This is a genomic window from Mycobacterium sp., from assembly GCF_040509115.1.
In the GTDB taxonomy this organism is placed as follows: Bacteria; Actinomycetota; Actinomycetes; order Mycobacteriales; family Mycobacteriaceae; genus Mycobacterium.
Genome location: NZ_JBEVLO010000417.1, coordinates 1 through 15,060, shown reverse-complemented (window position 1 = coordinate 15,060; position 15,060 = coordinate 1). Strand labels below are relative to the sequence as shown.

The following is a 15,060-nucleotide window of genomic DNA, read 5'->3' as shown; positions in this document are numbered from 1 at the left end:
GTGAAGGGGGCGAACGCGATGGCGACACTCGTCTCGGTGAACGTCGGCATGCCCAAGGACGTTGCCTGGCAGGGGCGCACGGTCTACACCGGCGCGTGGAAGGCGCCCGTCGACGGACCCAGGATGGTGCGGCGAATGAACATCGACGGGGACGGCCAGGGAGATCTCGGTGGCCACGGCGGGGAGAACCGCGCCGTCCTGGTGTATCAACTGGACTCCTACCGTCATTGGGCCACCGAACTCGGCCGCGGCGACCTCGCGCCCGGTTGGCTTGGAGAGAACCTCACGGTCGAGGGATTGCCCGACGACGAGGTGTGCATCGGGGACCGCTACCGGATCGGGCACGCGGTCTTCGAGGTCACCCAGCCCCGCGTGACCTGCTACCGGGCGGGGATGCGGATCGGGGAGCCGCGGATGGCGGCCCTGCTCGTCGCGCACCGGAGGCCGGGCTTCTACTGCCGGGTGATCACGGAGGGTGAAGTCGAAGCGGGGCAGGAAATCGTGAAGATCGCGTCCGGGCCCGAGCAGGTGACCGTCGCCGAGATCGACGCGCTGCTCTACCTGCCGGGGCACCCTCGTGATGCACTGCGGCGTGCGTTGCGGATACCGGCGCTGAGCCAAGGCTGGCAGACCTCGCTGCGGAGCCTGGTGGAGCAGTCCGGCGGTTCGGCGGGCAACCCTGGACTGACCGCCGCGGCGGGCAGCCCGCCGCGGTCGTGGCAGGGGTTCCGCGAACTCGTGGTGAGTGCCGTCCGTGACGAATCCGACGGGGTGCGGTCCGTCCAACTCGCCTCTCCCGATGGGGTGCCCCTCCCCGGATGGCTTCCTGGCCAGTCGATCACGCTGCGTCTTCGGCTGGAGTCGGGGGCGGTGGTGGTGCGCAACTACTCGCTGTCGAACCTGCCCGGGTCCGACGAGTACCGCATCGGCGTCAAGCGTGAATCGTGGGGAACGGCAAGCCAGTTCATCCACTCCCACGTGAGGCCGGGGGATCGGCTGGAGGTCGCCGCCCCGAGGGGCTCGTTCTTCCTCGCCGATGGTGACAACCCGGTGGTCCTGCTGTCCGCCGGAGTCGGTGTCACGCCAGTGCTCTCGATGCTGCATCGGCTGGCGGCCGATGGCTCGACCCGCCAGGTGTGGTGGCTGCACGGAGCGCGCAACGGCGCCGAAGAGCCGTTCGCCGCGGAGAGCCTCGATCTGCTGAACCGGTTGCCGAACCCTCGGCACCGAATCTTCTTCAGCCGCCCGACGATCGCCGACCGGCGGGGTGCCGACTACACCGACGAGGGCAGGCTCTCGCGCGATGCGATCGCCGCGCTGGGGTTGCCCAGCGATGCGGACGCGTACCTGTGCGGTCCGGCGACCTTCATGGCCGAGCTGAGCGCGGCGCTCGTCGCCTCCGGTTTCGACGCTGCCCGCGTTCACATGGAGACGTTCGGCGCCGCAGCCGCTCTCACCCCGGGCATCGCCGCGAAGTCGGTTCCGCCGCACCTTCCGGTGGGGCCGCCGGGGTCTGGTCCCGATGTGCAGTTCGCGCGTAGCGACGTCTCCGCGCCGTGGGGGCCACCTGCCACCAGCCTGTTGGAGTTCGCCGAGGCGTGCGACGTGCCGTGCCGGTGGTCGTGCCGAACCGGGGTGTGTCACAACTGTGAGACCGCACTGCTGTCTGGCAGTGTCCGCTATGACCCGGATCCCTTGGAACCGCCTGCGGAGGGCAACATCCTGATCTGTTGTGCCCAGCCGATCGAGGACGTCGTAATCGACTTGTGAGTCGGCGCTAGCGTTCGTGGACCGACTCGACGGTATAGAGATGCGGGTCGAAAGTCTCCGCGATCGCCGCTGCGCCGCCCATGTGCTCGCGGGCGGTGGCGTCCTGCAGCATGGCCTGGTACGCCTCGGTGCTGGCCCATTGCGCGTAGTTGGTCACCCTGGTCTTGTCGGTGCTGACGTGGATGTTGGCCGAGACGAATCCGGGGATGTGGCACATGACCTTCTCGGACGCCGTGGTGAGCAGCCCGGCGAGCTCGTCCGCCCTGTCGGGGGCGACGGTGAAGACGTTGATCAGCGTCGTGTACGGGGCGTGTCGTTCGATGGTGACCACTTCTCACTCCTTGTATGTCAGGTTCCTTACATACCCGACTGTAGCCCCATGTAAGGTTCCTGTCATGTCTGAGCCGGAAGTCGAACGGGGAGCGGGCTATCTGGTCAAGCGCGTGCAGCAGTCGCTGCGGCGCAGATGCGATGCCGCGCTGAGATTCACCGGCCTGTCGATGGCGCAGTACGCCGCGCTACGGGCGCTTGCCGACCATCCCGACGCGTCGGCCTCCGAACTGGCTCGGTTGTGCTTCGTCACCCGCCAGTCGCTCCAGGACGTCTTGGTGGGATTGCGTGCCTCCGGTTTGGTGCGGTCGTCCGCCCCGGTTCGCGGCCGTGCCATCGCGTTGACCCTCACCGCCGACGGCCGCAAGCGGCTGGCGGCGGGCCACCAAGCCGTGCTCGACGTGGAACAGGCGATGGTGCACGGGCTTTCGGCCAGCGCGCGGCACCAGCTCGCCGACCTATTGGCGCGGTGCGCCGAGAACCTCGAGAACGACCCCGACGCATGACGCGTCGGCTACCGGGCCTTGTCACCCTGACGCACCAATGCTGGCTGTTCGCCGTCGGATCGACGTTCTTCGCGGCAGCCACGGCCCCCGGGTTCTCGGCGTTGGCCGGGGCAGGTGCGGCCAACGCGCTGTGCTTCGTCGGGTCGTGGTTCTTCACCAGCGCGGCCTGGATTCAGCTGGTGCGATCGGGACCCGAGGGGAGTGCCGACTGGCTCTCGGCCGCCACCCAGTTCGCGGGGACGGTGCTATTCAACGTCAGCACCGGCGCCGCGGTGTGGGCCAGCGAAGCGACCGGCGGCGCGGCCGCACTGGCTGAGCGAAGGTATGTGTGGGCGCCCGATGCCGCGGGGTCGTTGGCGTTCTTGGTGAGCGCCGGCCTGGGCATCGTCGCGGTGACCGCCGCGGTGGGCGGGTGGGTGCCGCGATCTCGCGACTGGCAGGCGCAGTGGGTCAACATGATCGGCTGCGCGGCGTTTGCGGTGAGTGCCGTCGGCGCCTTCGTCTACCGGTCGGGCGCGACGGCCGACGGGCTGGTCGCCAACCTCGGCACCTTCGTGGGCGCGTTCTGCTTCCTGGCCGCCGCGCTGCTGGTGCTGCCTCGGGGCCAGAGGGTCATCCGGCCGCTCTGACGATGGTCAGTCATCGTCCTGGCGCATGGCCTTCTGACGCCGCACGGGATCGGCGTCGACCGGGACCAGTGGCAGGGCGATCAGCGGAAACAGTGCGCACACCGCGAACGCCAACGGGAACCCGGCCGCAGTGATCAACGCGCCGAACACCGGCGGGACGATGCCCGACGTCAGCAGCTGACTGGTGTTCTGCGTTCCGAGTGCCCGCCCGCTCCAGAACGGTCCGGCGATTTCCGCGATCGCGGTGAAGGCGAGCCCGTTGTCGGACACCGTGATCACGGATGCCGCCACCATGACGGCGATGCTGACGGGCGAGTTCAGCAGATCGGTCGCGGCGAGCAGGCCCATCGCGATCGCCGCGCCGATGGCGATCGTCCGAACGGGGTGTAGGCGAGAGCCGGCGATGTCCGACCACCGGCCCGCCGCGATCCGTCCTGCCGCGCCGAGGATCTGGGCGGCGGTCACCATCGCACCGGCCGACGCCGCCGACCACCCGCGGTCGGTCATCAACCACACCAGCGTGAACGTCCACACGACGCACTGGGGCACGACCAGGAGCACGGATACGGCATGAATGCGCCACAGCGTCGACGTCCCGCGATAGGGATTGGCGAGGTGGTCGGCCGGGGCCTCGGCCCGCGGTGGGCGCGGCGGGTCCAGCACTCCCACCGCGCAGATCACCGCTGCCACGGTGCAGGCGACCGCTGGGAAGATCAGTGCGACGGCGATGCCGCGGGACTCGGCCAGCTGGGGAATCACCAACGCGCCCAGTCCGACTCCCAGCGGCTGGGCCGTTTGACGGATGCCCATCACCAGACCGCGTTGGTGGGGCGGGAACCACCCCACCACGAGGCGCCCACTGGCGGCATTGCTGCCTGCGGCCGCCATCCCGCCGAGAACCAGGAAGGCACCGATGGCCAGGAGTGAGTGCATCGACGCGGCGGCGAACACCGCGGCGGCCGTGAGCGCCGAGCCGACGGAGAGCACGATGCGTTCGCCGAATCGGTCGGCCAGGTAGCCCCAGGCGATGAGCGTCGCCACCATGCCGAAGCTGGGGAGCGCCGACATCAGCCCCGCCTGGGCGAGATCGAGGCCGCGGTCGGTGTGCAGCGTCGGGATCATGAACGCGACGCCGTTGATGAACACGTTGGCGCAGAGTGTCGCGGTCAGTGCGATCACCAACATGGACCATCGGCGGGCGGTACCGATCGTCGACGTGGGCATGACGTCCATCGTGACACGACGATCCCACCATGCCGAATCGATATCCCAGATGATGGGAGCGATCAGCCCATTCACAGGCTGATGACGGGCCTCGGCGGATCAAGGTGATCGGCGCTAACTAGGCTGTGCAGAATGCGCCTCGGTCGAATTGCCAGCCCAGATGGGGTCGCCTTCGTGAGCATCGAGGGGGATCCGGCGGACGCGTTAGCGCGCGAGATCGCCGAGCACCCCTTCGGTACGCCCACCTTCACCGGTCGGTCGTGGCCCTTGGCCGACGTCCGACTACTCGCCCCGATCCTTGCCAGCAAGGTCGTCTGCATGGGCAAGAACTACGCCGCGCACGCCGCGGAGATGGGCGGGGAGGCGCCCGAGGACCCGGTCATCTTCCTCAAGCCGAATACGTCCATCATCGGGCCGAACGTGCCGATCGTGCTTCCCGCGGACGCCAATCCCGTGCACCACGAAGGTGAGTTGGCGGCCGTGATCGGCCGGCCGTGCAAGGACGTTCCCGCGGCCAAGGCCGCCGAGAACATCCTGGGCTACACCATCGCCAACGACGTCTCCGCGCGCGATCAGCAGCGCAAGGACGGTCAGTGGATGCGCGCCAAGGGCCACGACACGTTCTGCCCGGTCGGTCCGTGGATCGACACCGACGTCAACCCGTTCGACCTCGATCTGCGCACCGAGGTCAACGGCCAGGTACGCCAATCGAGCAACACGTCGCTGATGATCCACGACATCGGCGCCATCATCGAGTGGGTGTCGGCGGTGATGACGCTGCTGCCGGGTGACCTGATCCTCACCGGCACGCCGGAGGGTGTGGGTCCGATCGAGGACGGGGACACCGTCAGCATCACCATCGAGGGCATTGGCACCCTGTCGAACCCCGTTGTGCGCAAGGGGAAGTCATGATCGATAGGCCGGTCCGGGTCCGGTTCTGCCCGTCACCCACCGGAACTCCCCACGTCGGATTGGTGCGCACGGCACTCTTCAATTGGGCGTACGCGCGTCACACGGGTGGGACGTTCGTCTTCCGCATCGAGGACACCGACGCGGCGCGCGACAGCGCGGAGAGCTATGCGGCCATCCTGGATGCGCTGCGCTGGCTCGGGCTCGACTGGGACGAGGGCCCGGAGGTCGGTGGCCCGTACGCGCCGTACCGGCAATCCGAACGTGGCGAGATCTACCGTGACGTGGTGGCCAGACTGCTGGCCGCAGGCGAGGTGTACGAGGCCTACTCCACACCGGAGGAGGTCGAAGCGCGCCATCTCGCGGCGGGACGGAACACCAAGCTGGGCTACGACAACTACGACCGCACGCTGACCGACGCCGAGCGCGCGGTGTTCGTGGCCGAGGGACGCAAGCCGGTGCTGCGGCTGCGGATGCCCGACGAAGACCTGACGTGGAACGACCTGGTGCGCGGCCCCACCACGTTCGCCGCGGGGACGGTGCCCGACTTCGCCATCACCCGCGGTAGCGGGGATCCGTTGTACACGTTGGTCAATCCCGTCGACGATGCGCTGATGAAGGTTACCCACGTACTCCGGGGCGAGGACATCCTGCCGTCCACCCCCCGTCAGATCGCGTTGTACCAGGCGTTGATCCGCATCGGCGTGGCCGAACGCGTACCCGAGTTCGCCCATCTGCCAAGCGTTCTCGGCGACGGCAACAAGAAGCTCTCCAAGCGCGACCCCCAGTCGAACCTCTTCCTGCACCGCGACCGCGGATTCATCCCCGAGGGTCTGCTGAACTACCTGGCGTTGCTGGGCTGGGGAATCGCCGACGACCACGACCTGTTCAGCCTCGAGGAGATGGTCGCCGCGTTCGACGTGACGGACGTCAACTCGAATCCCGCGCGGTTCGACCAGAAGAAGGCCGATGCGATCAACGCCGAACACATCCGGCTCCTCGACGCGGCAGACTTCACCGCGCGGTTGCGCGACTTCTTCGTCGCGCACGGTCATGACACCGGCCTCGACGACGCCGGTTTCGCCGAGGCGGCCGGGCTGGTCCAGACCCGCATCGTCGTCCTCGGAGACGCCTGGGAGTTGTTGAAGTTCCTCGACGACGGTTCCTTCGCGCTCGACGAGAAGTCAGCGGCCAAGGAGTTGCGGGCCGAGGCCGTTCCGGTGCTCGACGCCGCACTCACTGCAGTGGCCGACGTCGGCCCCTGGACCACCGCGGGCATCGAAACCGCGCTGAAGGCCGCGCTGCTGGAGAACCTCGAGCTCAAGCCCCGCAAGGCCTTCGGACCGCTGCGGGTGGCCGTGACCGGCGCGTCCGTCAGTCCTCCGCTGTTCGAGTCGATGGAACTGCTCGGCCGGGAGCGCAGCATCGCCCGGTTGACGGCCGGTCGTGACCACGCCGGGGCGCAGGCGTGAAATCGGCACCCGAAATCTTTGGTAGTGTGCTCGTCGGCCGGTGAAAGCAGGCGGTGGTTCGCTCCACCGCTCGCTCGGCGCAAGAAAGGCCTGTGACCAGCGGTGACGGGCAACTCTTGGGGTATGGTGTAATTGGCAACACAGCGGTTTCTGGTACCGCCATTCTAGGTTCGAGTCCTGGTACCCCAGCCAATCCGAGTGATTAGGTCAGTCTCTGGGGACTGAGCTATGCTTTCGCTCCGGATTGAGTTCTAGCCCCCGTCGTCTAGCGGCCTAGGACGCCGCCCTCTCACGGCGGTAGCGTGGGTTCGAATCCCATCGGGGGTACCCGACGAAGTGCGCTCGCCATCACGGCGGGCGCATTCTTCTTTTCCGTCCACTTCTTCGTTCTGGCCATCGGCGTGCTGGCCATCGCGCGGGACTCCTAGAGCCGCCGGGTGAGCGCCTCGGAGGCGGCCAGCAGATCGGCGGCCCACCGCGCGCCGGGCCTGCGTCCCATGCGGTCGATCGGGCCGGACACCGAGACGGCGGCAATGACCGCGCCCCGCCCGTCACGCACCGGGGCCGACACGCTCGCGACGCCCGGTTCGCGCTCGGCTGCGCTCTGCGCCCAACCCCGTTTGCGAACCTCGGCCAGCGTGCGGTCGGTGAACGTGGCGGTCGGCAACACCACCTGCTGGGTCGCGACGTCGCTGTAGGCCAGCAGGACCTTGGCTCCCGAGCCGGCGTTCATGGGCAGCCGGGTGCCGACGGGCACGGTGTCGCGCAGGCCCGACGGGGGCTCCAGCGCCACCACGCAGACTCGCGAGGTGCCCTCGCGCCGATACAGTTGCACGCTCTCCCCGGTGATTTCGCGCAACCGAGGCAGCACCGCTGCCCCCGCCGCCAACAGCGGATCGTTGACATGCCCGGCCAACTCGGTCACCGCAGGACCCAGTCGCCACCGCCCCTCGGCGTCCCTGGCCAGTAGCCGATGCGTCTCCAATCCCGCAGCGAGGCGATGCGCCGTGGCGCGGGGCAGACCCGTGCGGTCGCACAATTCCGCCAGCCCGCAGGGTGACTCGGCCACGGTGTGCAGCACGCCCACCGCTTTGTCGAGCACGCCGATGCCGCTATCCTGTCTCATAGGGAGATACTAGCGTCCCGCATGCTGAGAATCAGCTGACATATCCGCAGCGCCCTCTGCGGATCGTCGGAAGGAACGAGCACGGTAATGACAGACAAGCCACGCACCATGGCAGAGAAGGTATGGGCCGACCACGTGGTGGTCGAAGGCTCCGGAGAAGGAGCCGCGCGCGAGCCCGATCTCATCTACATCGATCTGCACCTCGTCCACGAGGTCACCAGCCCGCAGGCCTTCGACGGGCTTCGGTTGGCCGGGCGGCCGGTTCGGCGAACCGATCTGACGATCGCGACCGAGGACCACAACGTGCCGACGATCGACATCGACAAGCCGATCGCGGATCCCGTCTCACGCACCCAAGTCGAGACGTTGCGCCGCAACTGTGAGGAATTCGGCGTCCGGCTGTACCCGATGGGCGACGTCGAGCAGGGAATCGTCCACATCATCGGCCCGCAGCTAGGCCTCACCCAGCCGGGTACCACCGTGGTCTGTGGCGACAGTCACACCTCGACCCACGGCGCCTTCGGCGCGCTCGCAATGGGCATCGGCACCTCGGAGGTGGAGCACGTGCTCGCCACCCAGACGTTGCCGCTGCGCCCGTTCAAGACCATGGCCGTCAACGTCGATGGCGTGCTTCCTCCTGGCACTAGTGCCAAGGACGTCATCCTGGCCGTGATCGCGAAGATCGGAACCGGTGGGGGACAGGGCTACGTCATCGAGTACCGCGGGAGTGCCATCGAGGCGCTGTCGATGGAGGGCCGGATGACGATCTGCAACATGAGCATCGAAGCGGGCGCACGCGCCGGCATGGTCGCGCCCGACGAAACCACCTTCGAGTACCTGCGCGGTCGCCCCCACGCGCCGAGTGGTGCGGACTGGGATGAGGCCGTCGAGGTGTGGCGTCAGTTGCGCACCGACGCCGGAGCCGAATTCGACAGCGAGGTCTACCTCGACGCCGCGACGCTGAGTCCCTTCGTGACCTGGGGCACCAACCCCGGCCAGGGCGTGCCGCTGAGCGCTGCCGTCCCCGACCCGGAACTGATGGTCGACGAGGGGGAGCGTCAGGCTGCCGAGAAGGCGTTGACCTACATGGGCTTAGCGGCAGGCACCGCGATGCGCGACATCGCAATCGACACCGTCTTCGTCGGATCCTGCACCAACGGGCGCATCGAGGACCTCAGGGTCGTCGCCGACATCCTGCGCGGCAGGACGATTGCCGATGGCATGCGGATGCTCGTCGTGCCCGGCTCGATGCGGGTGCGGGCACAGGCCGAATCCGAAGGCCTGGGCGAGATCTTCACCGCGGCGGGCGCCGAGTGGCGCCAAGCCGGCTGTTCGATGTGCCTCGGCATGAACCCCGACCAGCTCGCCCCCGGCGAACGCTGCGCGGCGACGTCCAACCGAAACTTCGAGGGACGACAGGGAAAGGGCGGCCGAACTCACCTGGTGTCGCCGGCCGTCGCGGCGGCCACCGCCGTCCGAGGCACCCTGTCCTCGCCCGCCGATCTGCTCGAGAATCGTTAGGAGACCGTCATGGAAGCGTTCCGCACCCACACCGGAATCGGCGTCCCACTGCGCCGGTCGAACGTCGACACCGACCAGATCATCCCCGCGGTCTACCTGAAGCGGGTCACCCGAACGGGTTTCGAGGACGGGTTGTTCTCGGCCTGGCGCAACGACCCGTCCTTCATCCTGAACCTCGCCCCTTTCGACAAGGGTTCGGTATTGGTGGCGGGACCCGATTTCGGTACCGGTTCGTCCCGCGAGCACGCGGTGTGGGCCCTGATGGATTTCGGATTCCGGGTCGTCATCTCGTCACGGTTCGCCGACATCTTCCGCGGCAATTCCGGTAAGGCGGGTCTTTTGGCCGCGGAAGTCGCCCAAGATGATGTGGAACTCCTGTGGAAGCTGATCGAGCAGCAACCGGGGCTGGAAATCACTGTGAATCTCAAAGATCGAACAGTTGCCGCAGGAACGGTCCTGTTGCCGTTCAAGATTGATGACTACACGGCGTGGCGACTGCTCGAGGGGCTCGACGATATAGGCCTTACGCTGCGGAAACAGGACGATATCGCCGCCTTCGAGGAGCGCCGTCCGAGCTGGAAACCCCGCACGCTGCCCGCCTGAAATAGGGGCCCCCGGAGGCGAAATCGCCCGCCAGCAAGCCGGTTCTAGGACCCGCGTACCACTGGTGGTGTGGGGCAACTAGATTGCCGAATCTGGTCCCAGCTACGCCTGAAATTCGGCGTGGCTCTTGGAGATCAGCGGTGTAAAGGTTTACCGTAGGTCGCAGTCGGTCTTAATCGAGGACCGCTGGCTTCGGAGGTTTGCATGAACAAGGCAGAGCTCATCGACGTCCTCACGGACAAGTTGGGCACCGATCGTCGGCAGGCAACTGCCGCCGTAGAAAACGTCGTCGACACCATCGTGCGCGCCGTCCACAAGGGCGAGAGCGTCACCATCACGGGCTTTGGTGTCTTCGAGCAGCGGCGCCGCGCCGCCCGCGTGGCACGCAACCCGCGCACCGGCGAGACGGTGAAGGTCAAGCCGACGTCGGTGCCCGCGTTCCGTCCTGGTGCGCAGTTCAAGGCGGTTGTCTCTGGCGCACAGCGGCTCCCGGCAGACGGCCCCGCCGTCAAGCGGGGCGCCACCGCGGCCCCGGCCCGCAAGGGCGCGGCCAAGAAGGCCGCCACCAAGGCTCCCGCCAAGAAGGCCGCACCGGCCAAGAAGGCGCCGGCCGCCAAGAAGGCCGCCCCGGTGAAGAAGGCCGCGGCGACCAAGGCTCCGGCCAAGAAGGCCGCGACCAAGGCTCCCGCCAAGAAGGCTCCCGTCAAGCGCGGGCGCAAGTAGGACCAGTCACCGGAATCACTTCCGGTACGCGACGCGCCGTGGATCCCCCGGATCCACGGCGTGTCTGCGTGTGCGACTAGGTTTCGGCGGCGAGCGGGCTGGCGATGTGATCAGCAGCGACCAGCTTGCCTGCTGCCATCGACAGCACCCACGTACTGCCCTTGCGGTTGCGGGACTTGTCGGGTCGGACGCCGTCACGGTCGCACCACCAGGCGATGAGATCCGGAATGACCTTGCCTTGAGTGCAGATCACCGGAGTGCCATCGCCGTTGGCGATCTCCAAGAGTCGTTTGCGGCCGGCACCGTGACCGTCGGCGTAGGCCTCCTCGGTCAGCGTCGGCTCGTCGCAAATGGTTACGCCGAGTTCCTCGGCGAGCGGACCCACCGTCTGCTGACATCGCACCCTCGGTGCGGCGTGCACCTCGGTGGCGCCGAACGCCAGAAGCTGACCCACGAGTGACTCCGCCTGGGCGCGGCCGTGCTTGTCCAGTGGCCGCTTTCGGTCGTCGCCCTTGTACCGTGCCTTCGCACCCGCCGTCCCATGGCGCACGACCAACACGGTGCGCGTATCGGCGGGGAGTTTGACGAAGCGTCGCAGCACCTTCCGGTCGGCCGGATACTGCAACCGCTTCATCGCCTCCGTGGCGGTCGTCCACACCAGCTCGTCGACTTCGTCGTTCGGCAGGAACTCCCCGCCGAGCGCACGGGCCGACCAGTAGCGGACCGTCTTCTGCGTGTGCCCGACGGGGTAGCTCACCGTGGCGAGCCGCCGTCCCAACTCTGAAGCGAAGCCGGTCTCCTCGAGAACCTCCCGGACCGCCGTCACGGGTTCGGTCTCGCCGGGATCGACCTTGCCCTTGGGCAGGGACCAGTCGTCGTACCGGGGGCGGTGAACGAGCGCGACCCGTGGCTCGGCGTGATCCTCGTCGCTGCGCCACAACACGGCACCGGCGGCGGCAACCACCTCGCTCGACGGGGTCCTCTTTGGCACGTCAACTCCTGCAGGTCATTCGAGGACGGTCGACACCGCCCGGGGCCAGGCACCGCGGACGCGAAGGCAATCCGAGACGCTTCGGTCGCGTGCGGTTACTGGTGCCGGTGCCTCTCCATCATCGACACCTGATGGTCGCGGACCTTCTCGCCCTCCTTCGGCGCCGCGGCCCAGTGACCATCCTGGCCGAGTTCCCAGCACCTGGTCGACGGGTCCATGGCGGAGGTGAACACGTCGTTCAACTGTTCGGCCAACCGCGGATCCTTGACTTGTGCCATCACTTCGACGCGACGGTCGAGATTACGATGCATCATGTCGGCGCTGCCGATCCAGAACTCATCGATGGCGCGGAAGTGAATGATCCGCGAATGTTCCAGGAACCGCCCGAGAATCGAGCGCACGGTGATGTTCTCCGAGAATCCCGGCGCGTTGGGGCGTAGCGCGCAGATGCCGCGCACCACGACCTCCACCTTGACGCCGGCCTGCGAGGCCCGGTAAAGCGCATCGATCACCTGCTCGTCGACCAATGCGTTGGCCTTCAACCTGATCCGCGCCTCGGCGCCGTCCCGATGCGCCGCGATCTCCCGCTCGATGCGTTCGACGATGCCTCTGCGTACCCCGTACGGGGCGACCAGCAGGTTGCGGTAGGACACCTTTCGCGAGTAGCCCGTCAGCGAGTTGAACAGGTCGGTGAGATCGGCGCCGATGTCCGGGGCGGCGGTCAGAAGACCGACGTCCTCATAGAGTCGTGAGGTCTTGGGGTTGTAGTTGCCGGTTCCGATGTGGCAGTAGCGCCGGATGGTCGAGCCTTCACGCCGCACCACCAGGCATGTCTTGCAATGGGTCTTGAGACCGATCAACCCGTACACCACGTGCACGCCGGCCTGCTCAAGTGCGCGCGCCCACTTGATGTTGGCCTGTTCGTCGAAGCGCGCCTTGATCTCGACGAGGGCCACCACCTGCTTGCCCGCTTCGGCGGCGTCGATGAGCGCGCTGACGATGGGGGAGTCACCGGAGGTGCGGTACAGCGTCTGCTTGATGGCGAGCACATTCGGGTCTGCAGCCGCCTGTTCGATGAAGCGCTGCACCGTCGTCGAGAACGAGTCATACGGGTGGTGCACCAGGACGTCGCCGTCGCGCAACGTCGCGAAGATGCTCTTGGGGGTTTCCCGCTCGCCGAACGCCGGGGGCGTTGCGGGCACGAACGGAGGGTCCTTGAGATCGGGACGGTCGACGCCGTAGATCTGCCACAGCGAGGACAGGTCGAGCAGCCCCGGCACCTCGATGACGTCGCCCGGATGCACGTCGAGCTCACGGAGAAGCAACTCGAGCATGTTCTCCGTCATGTCATCGGCCACCTCGAGCCGCACCGGAGAACCGAAGCGGCGGCGCGCCAATTCGCGTTCTAGGGCTTGCAGCAGATCCTCGTCGCGGTCTTCCTCGACCTCGAAGTCGGCGTTGCGGGTGATGCGGAACGCGTGGTGCTCGACGATCTCCAAACCCGGGAAGAGGACCGAAAGGAAGGCCGCGATCAGCTCCTCCATCGGCAGGAAGCGGATCGCCGCACCGCCTTCGCGTGGGCCCAACTCGACGAACCGGTCGACGTTGTCGGGCACCTTGATGCGAGCGAAGTGTTGGGTGCCGTCCTCGGGCTTCCTGACGGTGATCGCCAGGTTCAAGCTGAGCCCGCTCACGAACGGGAACGGGTGTGCGGGATCGACTGCCAGAGGCGTGAGTACCGGGAACACCTGCTCGTGAAAGTACGTCGACAGCCGAGACCGCTCGTCGTCGTCGAGTTGGGCCCAGGTCACCACGATGATGCCCTCGTCGGCCAGCGCGGGGCGCACCGACTCCATGAACACCTTGGCGTGCCTGCTCGCCAGCTGCTGGGTACGCTCGCCGATCCGGCGCAACTGTTCACGCGGGGACAGGCCGTCGGCCGAGCGCACCGAAAGACCCATCTCGTCGCGGCGTTTGAGACCGGCGACGCGGACCATGTAGAACTCGTCGAGGTTCGACGAGAAGATGGCAAGGAACTTGGCCCGCTCCAACAGTGCCAACGACGGATCGGCGGCCAGCGCCAGCACCCTGGCGTTGAAGTCGAGCCAACTCAGTTCCCGGTTGAGGTAGCGGTCATCGGGCAGCGCTTCGAGCTGGGCGGTGTCGATCACCTCCGCGGTGGTTGCCGGCGGCGCCTCGGGCGTGTTGCCGTCCGATACCCATTCCGTGTCTGCAGGTCGTGTCTCGGCTTCGGTCACGTGGTCGATCATCCCCCATGCACGGTGGGCGCGGCTAGCGGTCGACGGCCAAGTTTCCTGGCTGGTCGATCACGGCGCTGGTCGCCGCGCCCACGCCGAGTCGGACTGCAGTCGACAGGTCGTCCGGCGTGTCGATGTCGCAGCGCAGACCGGGCCAGTCGCCAGTGAGTTCGACTGCTCCCGAATCGGCGTGGTGCCGTGCCGATTCGGAGCCGAAGAGGGGATTTAAGTCGGCCCCGAACGTGAAGAGGGCGGACGTTCCCGTGCCGTGCCGATCGCTTACGAAGCTGCGCGGATGAGCCCGCGCTTCTGCGATGGCCTCGGCGAGCTCGGCTGACCGCAGCGCGGGTAGATCACCTTGCAGCACACCGACATTCGGCATCTCGGCGCGGATGGCCGCCTCGGTGGCGGCGATCGCGTTGTTCAGCGGATTGGGGTGGCCGTCCGGGGTGGGGTCGACGAGGACGCGAGCGCCGAGCCGACGGACCGCGCGGGCAGCCGCTTCGTCGGGGGTGACGACGGTGATGGCCCGCACCGCGGGCACGGCCGACGCGGCGTTGATGGTGTCGACGAGCATCGCGAGCACGACGTCCCCGCGGGTGCCGGGGGCGAAGGCGGGCGCCAGCCTGGTCTTGGCTGCGCCGAGCCGTTTGACCGCGATGATCAGGCCGATGTCGGCCGGGCCGCCCGCGCTGGTGCCGCTCATGGCTGCCATCCTGCCAGTCGAGGGATTCGGGCCTGCGCCGCGCTAGATTGAAGCCGTGGTCAAGTCTGCGGTGATGGGCGCTGGTGCGTGGGGGACCGCGTTGGCGAAGGTACTCGCCGACGCAGGCAACGAGGTCACGCTGTGGGCGCGTCGCGCGGAGTTGGCGGACGAGATCAACGACACCCATCGCAATGCCCGCTACATCGGCGACGTCGCATTGCCTTCGTCGATCCGCGCGACCGGTGACGCGGCCGCTGCGCTGGACGGTGCGTGCACGGTGCTGCTGGCGGTG

At 67.6% G+C, this 15,060-nt stretch carries 16 protein-coding genes and 2 tRNA genes; 12 read left to right on the top strand and 6 right to left on the bottom strand.

The window, feature by feature from the left end; genetic code table 11:
* The first annotated feature begins 18 nt into the window (after nt 1-18).
* On the top strand, nt 19-1,770 hold the full coding sequence (locus ABW137_RS28880; protein WP_526405178.1) for an MOSC domain-containing protein: 1,752 nt from the start codon (nt 19-21) through the stop codon (nt 1,768-1,770).
* A gap of 7 nt (nt 1,771-1,777) precedes the next feature.
* Here the strand turns inward: ABW137_RS28880 and ABW137_RS28875 are convergent, their stop codons facing one another.
* The gene (locus tag ABW137_RS28875; RefSeq protein WP_526405176.1) at nt 1,778-2,101 is read right to left on the bottom strand and encodes an antibiotic biosynthesis monooxygenase family protein; all 324 of its coding nucleotides are present in this window, start codon (nt 2,099-2,101) and stop codon (nt 1,778-1,780) included.
* A gap of 64 nt (nt 2,102-2,165) precedes the next feature.
* Between ABW137_RS28875 and ABW137_RS28870 the strand changes: the two genes are divergently transcribed.
* Entirely contained in the window at nt 2,166-2,606 is a 441-nt protein-coding gene (locus ABW137_RS28870; RefSeq protein ID WP_526405174.1) for a MarR family winged helix-turn-helix transcriptional regulator, read from the top strand.
* A complete protein-coding gene (locus tag ABW137_RS28865) occupies nt 2,603-3,235 on the top strand; it encodes a hypothetical protein (RefSeq protein ID WP_526405172.1) in 633 nt (210 codons plus the stop codon). Before ABW137_RS28870 ends, ABW137_RS28865 begins: the two co-directional genes overlap by 4 nt.
* Before the next feature lie 6 nt (nt 3,236-3,241).
* On the opposite strand, the gene ABW137_RS28860 is transcribed toward ABW137_RS28865, so the two are convergent.
* The gene (locus tag ABW137_RS28860) at nt 3,242-4,459 is read right to left on the bottom strand and encodes an MFS transporter (protein ID WP_526405170.1); all 1,218 of its coding nucleotides are present in this window, start codon (nt 4,457-4,459) and stop codon (nt 3,242-3,244) included.
* A 132-nt stretch (nt 4,460-4,591) separates the two neighbouring features.
* Here ABW137_RS28860 and ABW137_RS28855 point away from each other — a divergent pair, with 132 nt between their 5' ends.
* The 5 genes from ABW137_RS28855 (at nt 4,592) to ABW137_RS28835 (ending at nt 7,268) form a co-directional block, all read left to right on the top strand.
* The gene (locus ABW137_RS28855) at nt 4,592-5,371 is read left to right on the top strand and encodes a fumarylacetoacetate hydrolase family protein (RefSeq protein WP_526405168.1); all 780 of its coding nucleotides are present in this window, start codon (nt 4,592-4,594) and stop codon (nt 5,369-5,371) included.
* Nucleotides 5,368-6,840, top strand: coding sequence for a glutamate--tRNA ligase (gltX, locus tag ABW137_RS28850; RefSeq protein WP_526405166.1), 1,473 nt, complete (start codon nt 5,368-5,370; stop codon nt 6,838-6,840). Before ABW137_RS28855 ends, gltX begins: the two co-directional genes overlap by 4 nt.
* Before the next feature lie 117 nt (nt 6,841-6,957).
* Nucleotides 6,958-7,032: transfer RNA gene (locus ABW137_RS28845), tRNA-Gln, on the top strand.
* A 62-nt stretch (nt 7,033-7,094) separates the two neighbouring features.
* A tRNA-Glu gene (locus tag ABW137_RS28840) sits at nt 7,095-7,167 on the top strand.
* Nucleotides 7,143-7,268, top strand: coding sequence for a hypothetical protein (locus ABW137_RS28835; protein ID WP_526405164.1), 126 nt, complete (start codon nt 7,143-7,145; stop codon nt 7,266-7,268). Before ABW137_RS28840 ends, ABW137_RS28835 begins: the two co-directional genes overlap by 25 nt.
* Here ABW137_RS28835 and ABW137_RS28830 read toward each other — a convergent pair.
* Nucleotides 7,265-7,966: an IclR family transcriptional regulator gene (locus ABW137_RS28830; protein WP_526405162.1), complete on the bottom strand. Its 702-nt coding sequence runs from the start codon at nt 7,964-7,966 to the stop codon at nt 7,265-7,267. The two genes, ABW137_RS28835 and ABW137_RS28830, sit on opposite strands and share 4 nt — an antisense overlap.
* Before the next feature lie 87 nt (nt 7,967-8,053).
* Here ABW137_RS28830 and leuC point away from each other — a divergent pair, with 87 nt between their 5' ends.
* The 3 genes from leuC to ABW137_RS28815 all read left to right on the top strand — a co-directional run bounded on the left by leuC (nt 8,054) and on the right by ABW137_RS28815 (nt 10,813).
* A complete protein-coding gene (leuC, locus tag ABW137_RS28825; RefSeq protein WP_526405160.1) occupies nt 8,054-9,487 on the top strand; it encodes a 3-isopropylmalate dehydratase large subunit in 1,434 nt (477 codons plus the stop codon).
* 9 nt (nt 9,488-9,496) lie between these two features.
* Nucleotides 9,497-10,090: a 3-isopropylmalate dehydratase small subunit gene (gene leuD / locus ABW137_RS28820; RefSeq protein WP_526405158.1), complete on the top strand. Its 594-nt coding sequence runs from the start codon at nt 9,497-9,499 to the stop codon at nt 10,088-10,090.
* 204 nt (nt 10,091-10,294) lie between these two features.
* Nucleotides 10,295-10,813, top strand: coding sequence for an HU family DNA-binding protein (locus tag ABW137_RS28815; protein WP_526405156.1), 519 nt, complete (start codon nt 10,295-10,297; stop codon nt 10,811-10,813).
* A 76-nt stretch (nt 10,814-10,889) separates the two neighbouring features.
* On the opposite strand, the gene mutT1 is transcribed toward ABW137_RS28815, so the two are convergent.
* From mutT1 to cofC, 3 genes are all read right to left on the bottom strand, one after another.
* A complete protein-coding gene (mutT1, locus tag ABW137_RS28810; protein WP_526405154.1) occupies nt 10,890-11,804 on the bottom strand; it encodes an 8-oxo-(d)GTP phosphatase MutT1 in 915 nt (304 codons plus the stop codon).
* 95 nt (nt 11,805-11,899) lie between these two features.
* Complete coding sequence (locus ABW137_RS28805; protein WP_526405152.1) at nt 11,900-14,074, bottom strand: RNA degradosome polyphosphate kinase; 2,175 nt, start codon at nt 14,072-14,074, stop codon at nt 11,900-11,902.
* A gap of 22 nt (nt 14,075-14,096) precedes the next feature.
* Complete coding sequence (gene cofC / locus ABW137_RS28800) at nt 14,097-14,768, bottom strand: 2-phospho-L-lactate guanylyltransferase (protein ID WP_526405150.1); 672 nt, start codon at nt 14,766-14,768, stop codon at nt 14,097-14,099.
* Between the two features lie 55 nt (nt 14,769-14,823).
* On the opposite strand from cofC, the gene ABW137_RS28795 reads away from it, so the two are divergent.
* Nucleotides 14,824-15,060 (top strand): 2-dehydropantoate 2-reductase N-terminal domain-containing protein (locus ABW137_RS28795; protein WP_526405148.1); only part of this gene is annotated, 237 nt, incomplete at its 3' end.